14 protein-coding genes are annotated in these 18,854 nt (G+C 64.4%); 13 read left to right on the top strand and 1 reads right to left on the bottom strand.

Annotation, left to right across the window (positions count from 1 at the left end; translation table 11 throughout):
* Positions 1 to 38 precede the first annotated feature (38 nt).
* The 12 genes from ntrB to YUU_RS0129030 all read left to right on the top strand — a co-directional run bounded on the left by ntrB (position 39) and on the right by YUU_RS0129030 (position 15,671).
* A complete protein-coding gene (gene ntrB, locus YUU_RS0129090; protein ID WP_027525547.1) occupies positions 39 to 938 on the top strand; it encodes a nitrate ABC transporter permease in 900 nt (299 codons plus the stop codon).
* A 12-nt stretch (positions 939 to 950) separates the two neighbouring features.
* On the top strand, positions 951 to 1,745 hold the full coding sequence (locus YUU_RS0129085; protein WP_027525546.1) for an ABC transporter ATP-binding protein: 795 nt from the start codon (positions 951 to 953) through the stop codon (positions 1,743 to 1,745).
* A 95-nt stretch (positions 1,746 to 1,840) separates the two neighbouring features.
* A complete protein-coding gene (locus tag YUU_RS0129080) occupies positions 1,841 to 2,266 on the top strand; it encodes a globin family protein (RefSeq protein ID WP_027525545.1) in 426 nt (141 codons plus the stop codon).
* Positions 2,267 to 2,692: 426 nt separating this feature from the next.
* A complete protein-coding gene (locus YUU_RS0129070; RefSeq protein WP_027525544.1) occupies positions 2,693 to 4,084 on the top strand; it encodes an MFS transporter in 1,392 nt (463 codons plus the stop codon).
* Positions 4,085 to 4,266: 182 nt separating this feature from the next.
* Positions 4,267 to 4,695 (top strand): globin family protein, encoded by a 429-nt coding sequence (locus YUU_RS0129065; RefSeq protein WP_027525543.1) that lies wholly within the window; start codon positions 4,267 to 4,269, stop codon positions 4,693 to 4,695.
* A 9-nt stretch (positions 4,696 to 4,704) separates the two neighbouring features.
* A complete protein-coding gene (locus YUU_RS52045; protein WP_084801593.1) occupies positions 4,705 to 5,922 on the top strand; it encodes an NAD(P)/FAD-dependent oxidoreductase in 1,218 nt (405 codons plus the stop codon).
* Between the two features lie 14 nt (positions 5,923 to 5,936).
* Complete coding sequence (locus tag YUU_RS0129055) at positions 5,937 to 8,642, top strand: nitrate reductase (RefSeq protein WP_027525542.1); 2,706 nt, start codon at positions 5,937 to 5,939, stop codon at positions 8,640 to 8,642.
* 213 nt (positions 8,643 to 8,855) lie between these two features.
* Entirely contained in the window at positions 8,856 to 10,694 is a 1,839-nt protein-coding gene (locus YUU_RS0129050; protein ID WP_027525541.1) for a heavy metal translocating P-type ATPase, read from the top strand.
* Between the two features lie 333 nt (positions 10,695 to 11,027).
* Complete coding sequence (locus YUU_RS0129045; RefSeq protein WP_027525540.1) at positions 11,028 to 11,867, top strand: aldo/keto reductase; 840 nt, start codon at positions 11,028 to 11,030, stop codon at positions 11,865 to 11,867.
* A 188-nt stretch (positions 11,868 to 12,055) separates the two neighbouring features.
* On the top strand, positions 12,056 to 12,997 hold the full coding sequence (locus YUU_RS0129040; protein ID WP_027525539.1) for a DMT family transporter: 942 nt from the start codon (positions 12,056 to 12,058) through the stop codon (positions 12,995 to 12,997).
* Between the two features lie 61 nt (positions 12,998 to 13,058).
* Positions 13,059 to 14,138 carry a zinc-binding dehydrogenase gene (locus YUU_RS0129035; RefSeq protein WP_027525538.1) on the top strand — a complete coding sequence of 360 codons (1,080 nt, stop codon included), beginning with the start codon at positions 13,059 to 13,061 and terminating at the stop codon, positions 14,136 to 14,138.
* A gap of 69 nt (positions 14,139 to 14,207) precedes the next feature.
* The gene (locus YUU_RS0129030; protein ID WP_156944561.1) at positions 14,208 to 15,671 is read left to right on the top strand and encodes a hypothetical protein; all 1,464 of its coding nucleotides are present in this window, start codon (positions 14,208 to 14,210) and stop codon (positions 15,669 to 15,671) included.
* A 15-nt stretch (positions 15,672 to 15,686) separates the two neighbouring features.
* Here YUU_RS0129030 and YUU_RS0129025 read toward each other — a convergent pair whose 3' ends face one another.
* Positions 15,687 to 16,148 (bottom strand): Lrp/AsnC family transcriptional regulator, encoded by a 462-nt coding sequence (locus tag YUU_RS0129025; RefSeq protein ID WP_027525536.1) that lies wholly within the window; start codon positions 16,146 to 16,148, stop codon positions 15,687 to 15,689.
* 132 nt (positions 16,149 to 16,280) lie between these two features.
* On the opposite strand from YUU_RS0129025, the gene YUU_RS0129020 reads away from it, so the two are divergent.
* Positions 16,281 to 18,644: a transketolase gene (locus tag YUU_RS0129020; RefSeq protein WP_027525535.1), complete on the top strand. Its 2,364-nt coding sequence runs from the start codon at positions 16,281 to 16,283 to the stop codon at positions 18,642 to 18,644.
* Positions 18,645 to 18,854 lie beyond the last annotated feature (210 nt).

Below are 18,854 nucleotides of genomic sequence, written 5' to 3'. Positions count from 1 at the left end.
GGCGGCCGCATTGCCATTGCAGCCGGAGAAAAATTTCGATGAACATGCCTGTGAAGAAGATCGGCGCTGAAGGTGTTGCGCCTTCCGCCGGCGCCACCGCGCCGGTCGTCGCGATGACGCCGAAGCGGCCGCCGCTCGCCGAGACCTACGCGCGGATGGCAAGGGAGACCGCGGTCCGCGTCATCCCGCCGCTCGTCGTGCTCGCGCTGTTGATGCTGGTCTGGGAGCTCATCTGCCGCCGCGCCGGCTCGACGCTGCCGCCACCGTCAAAAGTGTTCAAGGATACGAAGGAGCTGATCCTCGATCCATTCTTCGACCATGGCGGCATCGACAAGGGCCTGTTCTGGCATCTCTCCGCCAGCCTCCAGCGCGTCGCCTATGGGTACTCGATCGCAGCCGTCGTCGGCATCGCGCTCGGCACGCTGGTCGGGCAATCGGTCTGGGCGATGCGCGGACTCGATCCGCTGTTCCAGGTCCTTCGCACCATCCCGCCGCTCGCCTGGCTGCCTCTCTCGCTCGCCGCCTTCCGCGACGGCCAGCCCTCGGCGATCTTCGTCATCTTCATCACCTCGGTGTGGCCGATCATCATCAACACCGCGGTCGGCATCCGCAACATCCCGCAGGACTACCGCAACGTCGCTGCCGTCGTGCAGCTCAATCCGCTGGAGTTCTTCGGCAAGATCATGATCCCGGCGGCCGCGCCCTACATCTTCACCGGCCTGCGCATCGGAATCGGCCTCTCCTGGCTCGCGATCGTCGCGGCCGAGATGCTGATCGGCGGCGTGGGCATCGGGTTCTTCATCTGGGACGCCTGGAACTCCTCGCATATCAGCGAGATCATTTTGGCGCTGTTCTATGTCGGCATCATCGGTTTCGTGCTCGACCGCCTGATCGCGGGCCTCGGCAGGTTCGTCACCCACGGCACCGCGCAGAACTGAAGGAGAGGGCACATGACCGCCTATCTGAAGCTCGATCACATCGACAAGATCTTTACCCGCGGTGCTGCCACGACCGAGGTGCTGAAGGACATCAACCTCACCATCGAGAAGGGCGAGTACGTCTCGATCATCGGCCACTCCGGCTGCGGCAAGTCGACCCTGCTCAACATCATCGCGGGTCTGACCGGCGTCTCGACGGGCGGCGTGCTGCTGGAGAACCGCGAGGTCAACTCGCCCGGACCCGATCGCGCCGTGGTGTTCCAGAACCACAGCCTGCTGCCGTGGCTGACCGTGTTCGAGAACGTCAAGCTTGGCGTCGACAAGGTATTTGCCAGGACCAAGACGCGGGCCGAGCGCGAGGCCTGGGTGATGCACAATCTCAACCTCGTGCAGATGGCCCATGCCAAGGACAAGCGTCCGTCGGAAATCTCCGGCGGCATGAAGCAGCGCGTCGGCATTGCCCGCGCGCTCGCGATGGAGCCGAAGGTGCTCCTACTCGACGAGCCCTTCGGCGCGCTCGACGCGCTGACCCGCGCGCATTTACAGGACTCGGTGATGGCGCTGCATCAGAAGCTCGGCAACACCATTCTGATGATCACCCACGACGTCGACGAGGCCGTGCTGTTGTCCGACCGCATCGTGATGATGACCAACGGGCCGAGTGCGCGCATCGGCGAAGTGCTGGACGTGCCGCTCGCACGTCCTCGCAAACGGCTCGAGCTCGCGTCGAATGCCACTTACTTGAAGTGCCGCCAGCGCGTGCTCGAATTCCTCTACGAGCGTCATCGCTTCGTCGAGGCAGCGTAGTCCAGATGAGTGACGCCGGAAGCATAGGTGTTGAACCAAAGCGCCGGCGCCGCGACCAACGGGTTTCTCTTTGCCACGTCATGAAGGAAGTTGAGATGAATCCGACGCAAATCAAATTGGTCCAGGACAGTTTTGCCAAGGTCGCACCGATCGCGGATACGGCCGCTGTCATTTTCTATGATCGTTTGTTCGAGGTCGCGCCTTCCGTGAAGGCGATGTTTCCGGCCGACATGACTGATCAGCGCAAGAAGCTGATGGCAACGCTCGCAATCGTCGTCGGCGGTCTTTCCAATCTTGACTCGATCCTGCCCGCCGCGAGCGCTTTGGCAAAGCGTCACGTCGCTTATGGCGCGAAGGCGGAGCATTATCCGGTAGTTGGCTCCGCACTGCTCTGGACGCTGGAAAAGGGCCTGGGCGAAGCCTGGACGCCCGAGGTCGCTGCCGCCTGGACCGCGGCCTTCGGCGTGCTCTCCAATTTCATGATCACTGAGGCCTATGGCCGGCCGCAAGCCGCCGAGTAGGAGCATCATCGGCAAAGGGCGTATGGCTCGCGCGAAGTGCGGCATACGAGCCTATGCGCGCGTCATCGTTTCGCTGAAGCCCGCGTAAACGCGTCGTTAACCTGTGCACGGCGCGCCCAAATAATCGACAGCTAGCTCAATCTTTGTGCGTCGCACAAGGATTGAGCGAATCGCAAAATTTGCATGCGAAAATGGCCTGCGAAGATTTCGGGCCGTACGAATAACTCGCTGAAATCCCTGTATTTCCTGACCGGGCGCAATTGGCATGGAATTTGAAATGTCATTTTGCGACGCCAACGACGACGTCCCCAGACATCATCAATCAGCATCGTGAACTCGCCACCGGGGATCGAGCCTCGGAGCGCACCTCCATGCCTGGAGGCTGAGCCTGCAACGACGCAGCGGTGAGACCAAGAGGGATTATCAATGACGACGAATCCGACGCGAAATCCGACGTGGATTTCAGACTGGCGCCCCGAGGACGAGGCGTTCTGGAATGCGACTGGCAAGACTATCGCGCGACGCAACCTGATCTGGTCGATCGTGGCCGAGCATATCGGCTTCTCGGTCTGGCTGATCTGGAGCATCGTCACCACCAAGCTGCCGCAGGCCGGCTTCCACTACACGACCGACCAGCTGTTCCAGCTTGTCGCCGTACCGGGCCTGATCGGCGCCTTGATGCGCTTCCCCTACACCTTCGCGGTCACGACCTTTGGCGGCCGCAACTGGACCATCTTCAGCGCGGCGATCCTTTTCATCCCGACGCTGTCGCTTGCCTATTTCGTGAGCCAGCCCGACACGCCGTTCTGGCTGATGCTGCTCGTTGCGTCGACCGCGGGTCTCGGTGGCGGCAATTTCGCCTCCAGCATGACCAATATCTCCTTCTTCTTCCCTGATCGGATGAAGGGATCGGCGCTCGGTCTCAACGCCGCCGGCGGCAATATCGGCGTCTCCAGCGTGCAGCTCCTGACGCCCATCCTGATGACGCTCGGTGTCATCAACCTGTTCCAGGCGACGCCCGTCGACGGCATCTTCCTGCAGAACGCCGGGCTGATGTGGGTGCTGCCGATCGCGATCGCCGTGTTCGGCGCCGTGTTCTTCATGAACAACCTGACCTCGGCCAAGTCGTCGGTGAAGAACCAACTCGCGATCGTCAAGCGCAAGCACACCTGGATCATGGCCTACCTCTATATCGGGACCTTCGGCTCCTTCATCGGCTACTCGGCGGCCTTTCCGCTGCTGATCAAGACCCAGTTCCCGCACATCACGATCGCGATCGCCTTCCTGGGTCCGCTGGTCGGCTCGCTGTCGCGGCCGCTCGGCGGCTGGCTTGCCGACAAGGTCGGCGGCTCCATCATCACCTTCTGGAACTTCATCGCGATGGCGGCCGCCACGATCGGCGTCCTCTATTTCGTTGGCCAGAAGGACTTCATCGGCTTCCTGGCGATGTTCCTGATCCTGTTCGTCACGACGGGCATCGGCAACGGCTCGACCTACCGGATGATCCCCTCGATCTTCCGTGAGGAAAATCTGTTCAAGGTGCGCGGCAAGGGCGATGCAGCGCGCGCGCTGGCGCTGAAGACGGCGAGCATCGAGAGCGGCGCGGCGGTTGGCTTCATCGGCGCGATCGGCGCCGTTGGCGGCTATCTGATCCCGACCGGTTTTGGCAAGTCGATCGCGCTGACTGGTGGGCCGCAGCTCGCGCTCGCGATCTACCTTGGCTTCTACGCCTCCTGCCTCGGGCTGACCTGGTGGTTCTACCTGCGTCGCGGCCCGCAGGCCGAAGGTGCGCCGAGCCTTGCCGAAGCACGGGTCTAGAGCATGATCCGGAAAAGTGTGCAGCGGTTTTCCGCGAAGATCATGCTCCAACAATAGAGACTTGGTACGAATCTCGCTTCTCCCCGTACGCGGGGAGAAGTTTTGCCGGAGAGTTTGACCCATGAACCTTATCCGCAATGGCGCGGACAAAGGCAGACTTCAAACCAGCAAGGAGACCAACTATGACGCCCGAACAGATCAACCTCGTCCAGCAGAGCTTCGCCAAGGTCGCGCCGATTTCGGAAACGGCCGCGGTGTTGTTCTACGATCGCCTGTTCGAGGTCGCACCATCGGTGAAGGCGATGTTTCCTGCTGACATGACCGAGCAGCGCAAGAAGCTGATGGCGACGCTAGCCGTCGTCGTGAACGGTCTGACCAATCTCGATTCGATCCTGCCGGCGGCGTCAGCGCTTGCGCAACGTCACGTCGCTTACGGCGCCAAGCCCGAACACTATCCCGTCGTCGGCTCGACCCTGTTGTGGACGCTGGAGAAGGGTCTCGGCGATGCCTGGACGCCCGACGTCGCAGCGGCGTGGACCGCAGCCTACGGGCTGCTGTCGAATTTCATGATTTCCGAGGCCTATGGCGCGCGGCCGCAGGCCGCAGAATAGGAGAGCAAAGTGAGTGAGCCGCTCGTCATCGTCGGTAACGGTATGGCCGCCGCGCGTCTGGTCGATGAACTCGCCAAGACCGCGCTCGGCCGTTACGCAATCGCTGTGATCGGCGAAGAGCCTCGGCTCGCTTACAACCGCGTGCTGCTCTCGTCCGTGCTTGCGGGCGAGACCGGCTCGCACGAGATCGAGCTCAGGCCGGCCGACTGGTGGCGCCAGCGTGGCGTCACCGTGCGCTACGGCTATCGCGTCACCGAGATCGATGTCGGCCGCCGCGAGCTGAAGATCGCGGGCGAGGAGAGCATGGAATATTCAAAGCTCGTCCTCGCCACCGGCTCGACGCCGCTGCGGCTGAACGTGCCGGGCGCCGACCTCACAGGCGTTCACACCTTCCGCGACAGCCGCGATGTCGATCTGCTCCTGACACTCGCGGCCGCCAAGAAGCGCGTCGTCGTGGTCGGCGGCGGCCTCTTGGGACTCGAGGCGGCCTACGGCCTTGCGAAGGCCGGCGCGCCGGTGACGCTGCTGCATCTCATGGACCGCCTGATGGAGCGCCAGCTCGATCTACCGGCGGCCGAGTTGCTCAAGACGCTGGTCGAGCGCAAGGGCATCCATGTCGTTCTGAACGCGAGCACCAAATGCATTCATGGCGACGGCCACGTCGAGGCGATCGAGCTTGCCGACGGCAGTCGCATCGAGGCCGATGCCGTGATCTTTGCGGCTGGGATCCGGCCGAACGTCGCAATCGCGAAGGAGGCCGGGCTTGCCGTCAATCGTGGCATCGTGGTGAACGATTGTCTCCAGACCAGCGAGTCCGACATCTTCGCGCTCGGTGAATGCGCCGAGCATCGCGGCACCGCTTACGGGCTCGTCGAGCCGGCCTATGAGCAGGCGCGCGTGCTGGCGCGGCATCTTGCCGGGAAGAGTGCCGCCTATCAGGGCAGCGTGGTCTCGACCAATCTGAAGGTGTCGGGCGTCAGCGTGTTCTCGGCGGGCGATTTCGTCGGCGGCGAGGGCAGCGAGAGCCTCGTGCTCTCCGATCGCAGGCGCGGCACCTACAAGAAGCTGGTCATCGCCGACGGCAGGCTCACCGGCGCCGTGCTGATCGGCGATACAGTGGACGCGCTCTGGTATCTCGAGCTGATCCGCAATCGCGAGGCGGTCGCCGCGATCCGCACCGACATGATGTTCGGCCGCGCGCTCGCGCTTCCGCCCAAAGCTGCTTGATGGATGCCGCCTGAATGACTGCGATCGATCCGACGCTCCGCACTACCCGAACGACGTGCCCCTATTGCGGCGTCGGCTGCGGCGTGCTGGCAACGCCCGACGGCGACGGTGGCGCTGCGATCGCCGGCGACCCCGAGCATCCTGCCAATTTCGGCCGGCTCTGCTCCAAGGGTTCGGCGCTCGGCGAGACCGTCGGACTGGAAGGTCGTCTGCTCTATCCGATGATCCGCTGCAAAGGTGTCCTGGAACGTGTTGCCTGGAGCGATGCGCTTGACCATGTCGCCCATCGCATGCAGCATATCGTGGCGCGCGACGGCGCGGATGCGGTCGCTTTCTATCTTTCCGGCCAGTTGCTGACCGAGGACTACTACGTCGCCAACAAGCTGATGAAAGGTTTTGTCGGCACGGCGAATGTCGACACCAATTCGCGACTCTGCATGTCGTCATCGGTCGCCGGCCATCGCCGCGCCTTCGGCGCCGACACCGTCCCCGGCTGCTACGAGGATCTCGACCAGGCCGACCTGCTCGTGCTGGTCGGCTCCAATGCGGCCTGGTGCCATCCGATCCTGTTCCAGCGCATGCGCAGGAACAAGGAGGAGCGCGGCGCCCGCATCATCGTCATCGATCCGCGCCGCACCGATACTGCGAGCGACATAGACCTGTTCCTTGGCGTGAAGCCAGGCACCGACACCGCGCTGTTCTCCGGCCTGTTCGTCCATCTCGCGGACAGTGGCGCTCTCGACAAGGACTACATCGCGAACAACACCTCGGGCTTCGACGATGCGCTCGCGCGTGCCCGCAGCATCGCCGGCAGCGTCTCGGCGACGGCGCTCGCGACCGGTCTGTCGGAGCAGGACGTCGCGGCATTCTTTGCGATGTTCCGCGAGACGGAGCGCGTCGTCACGCTGTACTCGCAGGGCGTCAACCAGTCGGCGCAGGGCACCGACAAGGTCAACGCCATCCTCAACTGCCATCTCGCCACGGGCCGCATCGGCAAGCCGGGGGCCTCGCCGTTCTCGCTCACGGGACAGCCCAATGCGATGGGCGGGCGCGAGGTCGGCGGGCTCGCCAACCAGCTCGCCGCGCACATGATGTTTACGCCGCCCGAGGTCGATCGCGTCCGCCGGTTCTGGAAGGCGCCGCGCATCGCAACCCATGAGGGGCTCAAGGCGGTGCAGCTGTTCGAGGCGATCAACCGCGGCGAGGTCAAGGCGTTGTGGGTGATGGGCACCAATCCTGCGGTGTCGCTGCCGGATGCCGATCTCGTACGCGAGGCGCTGAAGAAGCTCGAGCTGTTCGTGGTCTCGGAGAACGTACTCTCCAACGACACGGTCGAGGCAGGGCCGCATGTGCTTTTGCCTGCGCTCGCATGGGGCGAGAAGTCGGGCACGGTGACCAATTCCGAGCGCCGCATCTCCCGGCAGCGCTCGTTCCTGCCGGCGCCAGGCGAGGCGCGGCCGGACTGGTGGATTCTGAGCGAGGTCGCAAAGCGGCTCGGCTTCGGCGAAGGCTTCAACTACAAATCTGCCGCCGAGATCTTCCGCGAGCACGCCGCGCTCTCGGCGTTCGAGAACGATGGCAGCCGCGACTTCGACATCGGCGCGCTGCAATCGGTCTCCGACGAGGCCTATGATGCGCTGGTGCCGCTGCAATGGCCGGCGCGCGAGGGACAAGAGGGACCTGGCGCGCGCTTCTTTGCGGGCGGCGGCTTCTTCACCAATGACGGCAAGGGCCGTTTCGTCGCGCCGGAGGTGCCGGCGCTGCGCAGCGAGACCAATTCGGCGCGTCCGCTGCGGCTCAACACGGGACGCATCCGCGACCAGTGGCACACCATGACCCGCACCGGCCTCAGCCAGCGGCTCGGGGCACATCTGCCAGAGCCGTTCGTCGAGATCCATCCGGATGACGCCGGCAAATACGGCGTCGTCGACGACAGCTTTGCCCGCGTCACCACCGACTACGGCCAGTGCATCCTGAAAGCCGTCGTCAGCGAGCGCCAGCAGCGCGGCACGCTGTTCGTGCCGATTCACTGGAGCGCGATGAATACCTCGCATGGCCGCATCGGCGCGCTGGTGCAGTCGTTCAACGATCCGTTCTCGGGGCAGCCGGAAACCAAGGCAACTCCGGCCGCGATCGCGCCGTACGAGTACGTTTTCCGCGGCTTCGCGCTCTCGCGCAAGCAGCTCGCGCTGCCGCAGCATCTGTGGTGGGTGCGTGCCGCGATCGGTGGCGGCTATGGTTATCTTTTTGCCGACAACGCGGATCTGTCGCGCTGGCCGGCCTGGCTCCAGGGGATCGCGGGTGAGGATATCGCGGAGTACCGCGATTTCGGCGGCGGCGTCTATCGCGCCGCATCCTTCGTCGGCGATCGCATCGAGACCTGCCTGTTCATCGGGCCTGCCCATGATGCCGGCGACTGGGAGGTGGTGAAGAGCCTGTTCGCGGCAGACCGCGTCAGCGACGAGCAGCGCCGCCTGTTGCTGTCCGGCAAGTCGACCGAAGGCGTCGCCTCGACCGGTCCCGTGGTCTGCGCCTGTTTCGGCGTCGGGCGCTCTACCATCTGCGACACCATCGCCGCCGGCGCGCGCAGCGCGGCCGAGATCGGCGCAAAACTCAAGGCCGGCACCAATTGCGGCTCCTGCATTCCCGAGCTGAAGCGGCTGATTGCCGAGACGGGTGGGGCTGCGAAGGAGGCAAAGTTCGCCGGCGCTGCGGGTTAGCGCCACACACTCTCCGGCGTCATCGCCCGGCTTGACCCCGTGACGTCCGGGATAAATCGATAGGCCGCGGCGTACTGGACGCCCCGGTCAAGCCGGGCGACAGGGGGGATAGTCGCGACGGCCTTCCAGCATCTACCAGCTTGATCTAAATCATCGCTCCGCAGCGCACTCACTGTCATCCTCGCCGCCCGCGCAACCCGCCCGGCGTTTTTCGTGTCCGTGTCCGACGTTCCCATTCGGCCCTTTCTGATCGGCTTTCCCGCCGCCGGGCTCGTGTTCGGTTTCGTGCTGCGCGCATCCGGCTTTTCGGCGTGGGCGGATCTGGTCTGGGCGATCGCGACGCTGCCGGTATTGCTTGCACTCCTGGTCGAGATCGTGCGGAGCCTGAGGCGCGGCGATGTCGGGCTCGATATCGTGGCTGCGCTTTCGATGACGTCGGCACTGGTGGTCGGCGAGGAGCTTGCGGCCGCCGTGGTCGCGCTGATGTATGCCGGCGGGCAATACCTCGAGGACTTTGCCGAGGGCCATGCGCGGCGCGAGATGACGGCGCTGCTCGCCCGAGCCCCGCGCAAGGCGATGCGTCATTGCGACCATCGGCTCGAGGAGATCGACGTCGAGCTCGTCGCGACGGGCGACCGCCTGCTGATCCGCCAGGGCGAGATCGTGCCGGCCGACGGTACGCTCGCAAGCCCGCTCGCCGTGCTCGACCAGTCTGCGCTGACGGGGGAATCGCTGCCGGTACAGTGCAGGGACGGCGACGCCCTGATGAGCGGAGCCACCAATGCCGGCGAAGCCTTCGATATCATCGCCACGCGTCCGGCGGCGCAAAGCACTTATGCGGGTATCGTCCGCCTGGTCGAGGCCGCGCAGCGCGCCAGGGCGCCGATGGCTCGGCTCGCCGATCGCTATGCGATCGTGTTCTTGGTCGCAACGCTCGCGATCGCGGGCGCGGCCTGGGCCTGGACGCGCGATCCGATCCGCATGGTGGCGGTGCTGGTTGTGGCGACGCCATGCCCGCTGATTCTCGCTGTGCCGGTTGCCATCGTCGCCGGCCTGTCGCGCGCGGCGCATCACGGCATCCTGATCAAGGGCGGCAAGGCGCTAGAGACCATGGCGCGCATTTGTTCGCTCGTGGTCGACAAGACCGGCACGCTCACCGACGGCAGGGCTAGGGTGGTTGCGGTCCACGCCGCGGAAGGATTTGGCGAGGACGACGTGCTGCGGATCGCCGCATCGCTCGATCAGGCCTCCAGGCATGTCATCGCGCAGGCGCTGGTCGCCGAGGCGCGGCGCCGCAAGCTTGCCCTGTCGATTCCGGCCGATGTCGCGGAGACGCCCGGCGAAGGCGTCAAGGGACGCGTGCAGGGGCGCTTCGTCGCCGTCGGCGGTCGCCGCTATGTGCGATCGCAACTGCCCGATCCGAGCCAGGGCACGACTGAGCCCGCGCTGACCGCGCCGGGCGCCGTCGCCGTTTGGCTCGCGCTTGACGGCCGGCTTGCCGGCCGGATCGTGCTCGCCGACGAGTTGCGGGCCGGCATCGAAGGGCTGCTTGCCAAGGTGCGGCGCCTTGGCGTCGAGCGCATCGTGCTCGCGACTGGCGACCGCCGCGACGTGGCCGAGGCCGTCACGGCCGGTCTCGGCCTCGATGCGGTTCGCGCCGAGCTGACGCCGGACCAGAAGGTCATGGTGGTGCTCTCCGAGCGCAAGGCCGGTCCGGTGATGATGGTGGGCGACGGCGTCAACGACGCCCCCGCGCTTGCGGCTGCCGATGTCGGCGTCGCCATGGGTGCGACGGGTGCTGCCGCGTCGGTGGAAGCAGCCGACGCCGTGCTGCTGGTCGACACGCTCGACCGCATCGTGCCCGCGATCGAGATCGCGCGCCGCGCACGCTTCATCGCGCTTCAAAGCGTCATTGCCGGCATCGGCCTGTCGACGCTCGGCATGATCGCCGCCGCCTTCGGCTACCTGACGCCGGTCGAGGGCGCGATCTTGCAGGAGGTGATCGACGTCGCCGTGATCCTGAACGCGCTGCGGGTGCTACGCGACCGGTGAAGGCCGTTGAAGAGTTCGTAGTCCCAACGTCATTGCGAGCGTAGCGAAGCAATCCAGAATCCCTCCGCGGCGAAAGTCTGGATTGCCTCGCTGCGCTCGCAATGACGGGCTTTGTGGAGACCTGATAAGCGATTTCTCCCCGCGTCGTCCCGATGAAGGGCTGGACCCATACCCGGGTTAGTGTCGTCGAAGCGCGCTGCGGCCACTGGCAGCGTGCTGGTCGCGGATATAAGTGAACTCTTAGCGCTCGATAATTGTTATGTGACGAATGCGGGCGGCGCCCCTTCGCCTCTCCCCGCGTGCGGGAGAGGGAGAATAGACATCGGAGCAAACATGAACAAAAAGCCCTTCGGCCGCACCGGCGCCAATGTTTCCGTGATCGGGCAGGGCACCTGGTATCTCGACCACGGCGACCGCAAGCGCGCGATTGCGGCGCTTCAGCGCGGGCTTGATCTCGGGATGACGCATATCGACACCGCCGAGATGTATGGCGATGCGGAGCTCGTCATTGCGGATGCGATTGCCAGCCGCCGCGACGAGGTGTTCCTGGTCTCAAAAGTGCTGCCGAGCAATGCTTCGCGCCGCGGCACCATCACCGCCTGCGAGCGCTCGCTCAAGCGGCTGAAGACGGACCGGCTCGACTGCTATTTGCTGCACTGGCGCGGCTCCTATGCCCTGGAGGACACCGTTGCCGCGTTCGAGGAGCTGGTGAAGGCCGGCAAGATTAAATTCTGGGGCGTCTCCAACTTCGATGCCGACGACCTCGACGACATCCTCGACGTCGCCGGCGAAGGCAAGATTGCCTGCAATCAGGTGCTGTACCATCTCAAGGAGCGCGCGATCGAGCATGCAGTGATCCCGTGGTGCGAGCGGCACGGTGTCGCGGTGGTGGCCTATTCGCCGTTCGGCCATGACGATTTTCCGGCAGCGACGAGCAAGGGCGGCGCGGTGCTCGCGCGCATCGCAGAGGCGCACGGCGCGACGCCGCGTCAGGTTGCGCTCAGGTTCCTCGCCCGTGCAACTACGGTGTTCGCGATCCCGAAGGCGTCGTCCGCCGAGCATGCTGGCGAAAACGCGGCAAGCGGCGATCTCGTGTTGACCAGGGATGACATCGCCGCGCTGGACGCGGCGTTTCCGCGCGGGAGCAAGCCGCGCAGCCTGCCGATGCTGTAGTGCAAAAAAGCGCATTTTATTAACGGAGCGTTCACATGCGTGCCCATCAGCGCATATCGGCTTCCTGTTTTCGGGCGTTGTGAACGCATCGCAATTGTCGTTTTTATAGGCTCTTACGATTCGCATTTTCCCGAGTTCCAGCCGTGACACCGCCGCCCGCCGCAGCCGCAAGGCTCGACAGTATTTCCGTGCCTATGCCAGCGAAGAAACAGGCCGCACGCCGCGCACCTGCGCGCGTCGACCATCCCTTCAAAGGCATTGCGCTGGTCCTGTTGTCGACAGTGTTCCTCGGCTGCTCCGACGTCACCGCGAAATACCTTTCGACGAGCCTGCCGTCGATCGAGATCACCTGGATCCGCTTCCTGACCTTCGCGCTGATGTTCACGCCGGTGATGCTGCCGGCCTCGCCGCTCTATGCGATGCGTACCGAGCGGCTCGGCCTTCAGTTGATGCGCGGCGCCGCACTGCTCGGCTCCTCGCTGTTCTTCATCACCGGCTTGCGCTTTCTCCCCATCGCGGAGGCCTCCGCCACCGGCTTCGTCTCGCCGCTGTTTGTCACCGCGCTGTCGATTATCTTCCTGAGCGAGAAGGTCGGCCTGCGCCGCTGGCTCGCAACCGCGCTGGGCCTCGTCGGCGTTACGATCATCCTGCGGCCGGGCTCGAACGCGTTTCACGTTGCCGCGTTCTTCCCGATCGTCTCCGCGTTCTGCTGGGCTGCTGCGCTGATCCTGACGCGCATGATCAGCGGGCGGGAAGCCGTCCTCACCACGATGGCCTATTCCGCGCTGACCGGCGTTGCCATCCTCACCGCGATGGTGCCGTTCGTCTGGGTCACGCCGAGCTGGACTGCCATCGGGCTCGGCATCTTCATCGGCATTGCTTCCACGGTGGGGCAGTGGATCATTGTGCTCGCCTATCGTTATGGCGATGCCTCGGTGCTGGCGCCGTTCTCCTACACGCAATTGCTGTGGGTCAGCATTTTGGGCTTCTTCATCTTCGGTGAGCTGCCCGACGTCTGGACCATCACGGGCGCCGCGTTCATCGTCGCGAGTGGCCTCTATATCGCCCATCGTGAACGTGTCCGCCGCGCCCAGCTTTTGGTGCTGGAAGAGCGTTCGCCGAACGCCTGACGCCATATCTCAGGGCTGGCTCTGTGCTATCAACGGCTCCAACAAGAATGGGAGGAGCCGGATGCGGGCTGCGATTTTCAGGAACGGTGAGATTGTCGTCGACAAGATGCCGGAGCCGAAGCCGGGCCCTGGCCAGGTACTGGTGAAGACGCTCGCCTGCGGCATCTGCGGTTCCGATCTGCACGCGCGCCAGCACGCCCATCGCATGGTTGAGATGGCCAAGAAGGCCGGGCGTGCGCCGATGGACCTGTCGCGCGACGTCGTGTTCGGCCATGAGTTCTGCTGCGAGATCGTCGATTACGGTCCGGGCACCGAGCGCAAGCTGAAGTCCGGTACGCGCGTCTGCTCGCTGCCGGCGCTGCTGACGCCGGCGGCCATCCAGGGCATCGGCTATTCCAACGACAATATCGGCGGCTATGCCGAAGCGATGCTGCTGAGCGAACCGCTGCTGCTCGAAGTGCCGAACGGCCTCGCCGCGGAGCACGCCGCTCTCACCGAGCCGCTCGCGGTTGGCGTCCATGCCGTCGCCAAAGCAAACGTGCGCGGCGGCGAGGTGCCGCTGGTGATTGGCTGCGGCCCGGTTGGGCTTGCGGTCATTGCGGCGCTGAAAATCAAGGGCCTGCACCCGATCGTCGCCGCGGATTATTCGCCGGCGCGGCGCGCGCTTGCGGCAAAACTCGGCGCCGACATCGTCGTCGATCCCTGGGTGTCGCAACCCTATGCCACCTGGGCCGAGCATGCCCAGATGTCGGATGCTGAGAAAGCAGCGCGGCCGCCCCTTCAGGCCATGCTGCCGGCGCTGAAGCCTGCCCTCATCTTCGAATGCGTCGGCGTGCCCGGACTGCTCCAGCAGGTGTTCGAGGGCGCCCCGCGCGACGCCCGCATCGTCGTGGTCGGCGTCTGCATGGAGAGCGACAAGAGCGAGCCGATGCTCGGCGTCATGAAGGAGCTCAACGTCCAGTACGTGCTCGGCTACACGCCGGAGGAGTTCGCCTATTCGCTGCGCCTGATCGCGGAGGGGGAGGTGGACGCGGCGGCAATGGTGACGGCGACGGTAGGCATCGACGGCGTGGCGAAAGCCTTCGCCGACCTCGCCAATCCCGAGACGCATACCAAGATCATCGTGGAGCCGTGGCGATAGCACAAAGCCCCGACGAGCACCGAACCTGCACGACGGTAGCTGCGACCAATGGCTCGGAGTGGAGCAACAATGCGGGCTACCGAACTGTTAAGGGGCGAAGTGTCCGCCAGCATTGCGCTTGGCTTTGTCAGCGGCCTGATCTGGCTCCTGGTATTGGGCGGCGTCGCGGATCTGCACAGCGATCCGATCGGTCGGGGCTTGGCCGCCATCCATGTCGTTGCGCTCTGGTCCTTGCTGACGATCATGACTGCGATTGCGAGCCTGAAGGGCAACGCCCCGCGCTTGACGAAAGTTTTGGCCCTCGTGATCGTACCCGTATCCGGCTTTGTCGCGATGGCGGCAATGGATCTGCTCTGGCACGCTGATCGGTCGCCATTTCTCTGGCCAATCGTCATTCTTGTCGTCGTGCCACCCCTTGCCGTGACCTGGTGTTTTCTGGTCCTGCTAGGACGGTCCGGGATATCGCGCATCGTCGGCGCGCTTCCCGTCGCGATCCTGGCAGTGTGCTTGCTGATGGAGCCGTTGTCGCGGATGCGCAATACGGTGGAGAAGGAGGCGGCCGTGCGGCTCGCCAAATTCAACGCGGATCTCGCGCGGGTGCCGGCCAATGCGCCGATCTGGGACTGGACGCCGTTTCTCTATACGCCCGACGGCTACAAGCGGTCGGAGGTGGTCCACAGCATCCGAAGCCTCGATCAGCGGCAGGCGCAGGCGGAAACGATGCTCGACCGCGGCGACTTTCCGATCGGTGATCTCAGCTCTTTCGATCTCGATCCGACGCCGGCCCTTTGCGACAAGGCGCGCAGCCTGCTGCGCAGGCGCGTTGCGCCGCTGGTGCTCAAGACCGCCGATAGCAGACCGTATTCGGATATCGCCCGGTCGGTGTCGGACGCGATTGATGCGATGACCTGGCTGGTAGGCTATGAATGTTCGTGCGACGCGGAGGCCGTGGCCTGGGAAACCATGGCGAAGGGATATCGCGACCCAAACTACGAGCTTTACCGGCTGGCGAAGTTGCGCGATCCCAACCTGTTGGGCCAGACGTTACGCGAGCGGCCCGCGCGTTTCTCGATGCTGGGTCCAAGATCGCATCTCAAGGCCTGGCTGAGATTTACCGACGACAACGCTCTGCGGGACCAAGCGCTTGCCGGCGCGCGCAAGCTCGACCGGCGCACCGACGAGGCCGTTGAAATCCTGTCGAGCAAATACGACGAGGACGTACGATGGAGGCTAGTCCGGTATCTCGGCGAGCTTGATCTCGAGGCGACGGCGCCATTATGCACGACGGCGCTGAGCGATTTGCACCGCCAGTTTACCCAGGTGTACCGGCCTGACCCGAACGATAAGCGTCTTTACTCCGAATTGCTCGAGCGTCTCGGCGGCAGTGCGCCGTTGCCGGCCTTGATTTGGCTGGCAGGGCACGGCTGTGCCGCGGACGCTGAACTGAAGGAGGCGATCGCACTGGTCGATGCCTATCGGGATTCGCCAGGCCGGGCAGAGATGCTCGCGACGCTGACGCAGTTGCAGCGCTGAGCGCGGTGACCCCACCTACACCGGCAGCGCGATCGAATATTTCACCTGGCTTAGAGCAAAGCTCGACTCGATCGAGGCGATGCCATCGAGGCGCGTGAGCTTGTTCTTCAGAAATGCTTCATAAGACGAGAGGTCGGCGGCGACGACGCGCAAGAGATAGTCGCGGTTGCCGGTCATCAGATAGCACTCCAAAACCTCGTCCCATTTCGAGATCGCTCGTGCGAAGCGGTTGAGATCCTCCTCCTTCTGCCGAGCCAGCTTGATCGAGATGAAGACGCTGACATGCAGCCCCAGCGCCTTCTGGTCCACGGTCGCGATGTAGCGCGTGATGACGCCGCGCTCCTCCAGAAGCTTGACCCGGCGGTGGCAGGGCGAGACCGACAGCCCGACCTTGTCGGCGAGCTCCTGCATGGTCAGCCGGCTGTCGGTCTGGAGCAGGGCGAGGATCTTTCGGTCGATGGCGTCGAGCTCGGGCATTGGGATAGAACCTGTGTGGAGTGGCTATCTATTGGTAAAGTATCCCAATATTTACGGGCGTGGCGCGAAAAATTGAGAATTTTGCCGGCTCCCGCAGGCGTATCATAGGCCATCATTTACCGGAGCATTGCCATGCCCGTCGATTCCGCCCGCCTCGACACATTGTCCGCGCTCGCAACCAAGGTGCTGTGGCTGTCGTCCTGGACGATCCATCATGCCAATCACATCCGCGCCAATGCGGATGGCTTGAAGGTCGGCGGCCATCAGGCCTCGTCCGCCTCACTCGCGACCATCATGTCGGCGCTGTATTTCCACGTGCTCAGACCTGAGGATCGCGTCGCGGTGAAGCCGCATGCGAGCCCGGTGTTCCACGCCATCCAGTATCTGTTCGGCCGCCAGACCCGCGAGAAGCTGGAGAATTTCCGCGGCTTCAAGGGCGCGCAATCCTATCCCTCGCGTACCAAGGATATCGACGACGTCGATTTCTCGACCGGCTCCGTCGGCCTCGGCGTCGCGCAGACGCTGTTCTCTTCGCTGGTGCAGGACTACGTCAAGTCGCATGGCTGGATGAAGGATCGCCGCGAAGGGCGAATGATCGCACTCGTCGGCGACGCCGAGATGGACGAGGGGAATATTTTCGAGGCGTTGGCCGAGGGGTGGAAGCACGGCCTGCGCAACACCTGGTGGGTGGTCGATTACAACAGGCAGTCGCTCGACGCCGTCGTGCGCGAGGGGCTCTGGGAAAAATTCGAGACCATGTTCCGCAATTTCGGCTGGGACGTGGTGATCGTGAAATACGGCCGGCTGATGCGCGAGGCTTTTGCCGAGCCGGGCGGCGAAGCGCTTAAAGCATGGATCGACAACTGCCCGAACGCGCTCTATGCGGCGCTGTGCTTCCAGGGCGGCGCGGCCTTCCGCAAGCATCTGCATGACGAGATCGGCGACCAGGGGCCGATCACCAAGCTGATCGACCGGCGCAGCGATGACGAGTTGCTGGCGCTGATGTCGAACCTTGGCGGCCACGACATGGCGAGCATGCTGGAGGCGTTTGAAAAGATCGATCACGATCGCCCGGTTTGCTTCATCGCCTACACCATCAAGGGCGTCGGCCTGCCGTTCCAGGGCCACAAGGACAACCATGCCGGCCTGATGACGGTCGCGCAGATGGAGAAGTTTCGCGAGAGCCAGAACATCCGCACCGGCCACGAGTGGGACAAGTTCGAAGGCATGGCGCAGGATACCGCCGGGCTCGAAGCCTTCCTCGCGCGCGTGCCCATCAATCAGGACGGCCGCCGGCTGACCGCGCCCGTCGTCGAGGTGCCCTCGCAGCTCACCTTCAAGCCGTCGGCGCAGATGTCGACCCAGCAGGGTTTTGGGCTTGTGCTGAACGAGATCGCGCGCAGCGACAGCGAGCTTGCAAAGCGCATCGTCACGACGTCGCCCGACGTCACCGTCTCGACCAATCTCGGTCCCTGGGTGAACCGGCGCGGCCTGTTTGCCCGCGCCGAGAAGGCGGATTTATTCCGCAGCGAGAAAATTCCATCCACCTTCAACTGGGATGCATCGCCCAAGGGTCAACATCTCGAGCTCGGCATCGCCGAGATGAACCTGTTTATCATGATGTCGGCGCTGGGACTCTCGCATCACATCAATGGCGCGCGGCTGCTGCCGGTCGGCACGCTCTACGATCCCTTCATCGAACGCGGCCTCGATGCGCTCAACTACGCCTGCTATCAGGATGCCCGCTTCATGGTGGCGGCGACGCCCTCCGGCATCACGCTCGCACCCGAAGGTGGGGCGCATCAGTCGATCGCAACGCCTTTGATCGGCATGGCCCAGGACGGGCTCGCATCGTTCGAGCCGGCCTTCGTTGACGAACTTGCGGTGATCATGGGCTGGGGTTTTGACCACATGCAGCGCCAAGCAGGCGAGGGTGGCTCGGTCTACTTGCGCCTGTCGACGCGCACCATCGAACAGGCGCAGCGGATCATGACTCCGGAGCTTGAGCAGGGCATCACCGACGGCGCCTATTGGCTGCGCAAGCCGGGCCCCAATGCCGAAGTCGTGATCGCCTATACCGGCGCGGTGGCGCCGGAGGCGATCGAGGCAACCGGCTTCATCGGCGAGAGCCGCCGCGACGTCGGCCTGCTTGCGATCACCTCGGCCGACCGCCTTCATGCAGGCTGGACCGCCGCGCGGAAATTGCGGCGAGATCGCCGCGGCGTGCAGCATTTGAGCCATATCGAAAAGCTGCTTGCGCCGCTGCCGCGCGATTGCGGTCTCGTGACCGTGATCGACGGCCATCCGGCAACGCTTGGCTGGCTCGGCAGTGTCCGCGGCCACCGCGTCGAGGCGCTCGGCGTCGAGCAGTTCGGCCAGACCGGCACCATCGCCGACCTCTATCGCCACCACGGCCTGGACGCCAACGCCATCATCGATGCGGCCGAAAGCCTCACCACCGGCGCGCCGGTGCTGCATCGGAAGATGGCGGTGTGATGGAAGTAACCGAGGCGGTCTGACCGACCAAGGTCGACATTCCGGAGTAACTAGGGACGTCATGCCACGGCGATGCGAAGCATCGAACCCGGAATCTCGAGATTCCGGGTTCGGCTCTTTGAGCCGCCCCGGAATGACGTGGGGGTGCTTGCCAGTTCCCCGGCACGCGATCATATTCCACCGCGTCCGCCGCATCGCAGGTCAAGCATG

The organism is Bradyrhizobium sp. Ec3.3, from assembly GCF_000472925.1.
Taxonomy (GTDB): Bacteria; Pseudomonadota; Alphaproteobacteria; order Rhizobiales; family Xanthobacteraceae; genus Bradyrhizobium.
Note: the sequence above shows the minus strand (reverse complement) of the source record. Positions and strands in the feature narration are given on the sequence as shown.

Bases quoted from the DNA above. Each gene is read 5' to 3' on its own strand.
- ntrB (WP_027525547.1), top strand. From the start codon at position 39: ATGAACATGCCTGTGAAGAAGATCGGCGCTGAAGGTGTTGCGCCTTCC.
- YUU_RS0129085 (WP_027525546.1), top strand. From the start codon at position 951: ATGACCGCCTATCTGAAGCTCGATCACATCGACAAGATCTTTACCCGC.
- YUU_RS0129080 (WP_027525545.1), top strand. From the start codon at position 1,841: ATGAATCCGACGCAAATCAAATTGGTCCAGGACAGTTTTGCCAAGGTC.
- YUU_RS0129070 (WP_027525544.1), top strand. From the start codon at position 2,693: ATGACGACGAATCCGACGCGAAATCCGACGTGGATTTCAGACTGGCGC.
- YUU_RS0129065 (WP_027525543.1), top strand. From the start codon at position 4,267: ATGACGCCCGAACAGATCAACCTCGTCCAGCAGAGCTTCGCCAAGGTC.
- YUU_RS0129055 (WP_027525542.1), top strand. From the start codon at position 5,937: ATGACTGCGATCGATCCGACGCTCCGCACTACCCGAACGACGTGCCCC.
- YUU_RS0129045 (WP_027525540.1), top strand. From the start codon at position 11,028: ATGAACAAAAAGCCCTTCGGCCGCACCGGCGCCAATGTTTCCGTGATC.
- YUU_RS0129035 (WP_027525538.1), top strand. From the start codon at position 13,059: ATGCGGGCTGCGATTTTCAGGAACGGTGAGATTGTCGTCGACAAGATG.
- YUU_RS0129030 (WP_156944561.1), top strand. From the start codon at position 14,208: ATGCGGGCTACCGAACTGTTAAGGGGCGAAGTGTCCGCCAGCATTGCG.
- YUU_RS0129025 (WP_027525536.1), bottom strand. From the start codon at position 16,148: ATGCCCGAGCTCGACGCCATCGACCGAAAGATCCTCGCCCTGCTCCAG.
- YUU_RS0129020 (WP_027525535.1), top strand. From the start codon at position 16,281: ATGCCCGTCGATTCCGCCCGCCTCGACACATTGTCCGCGCTCGCAACC.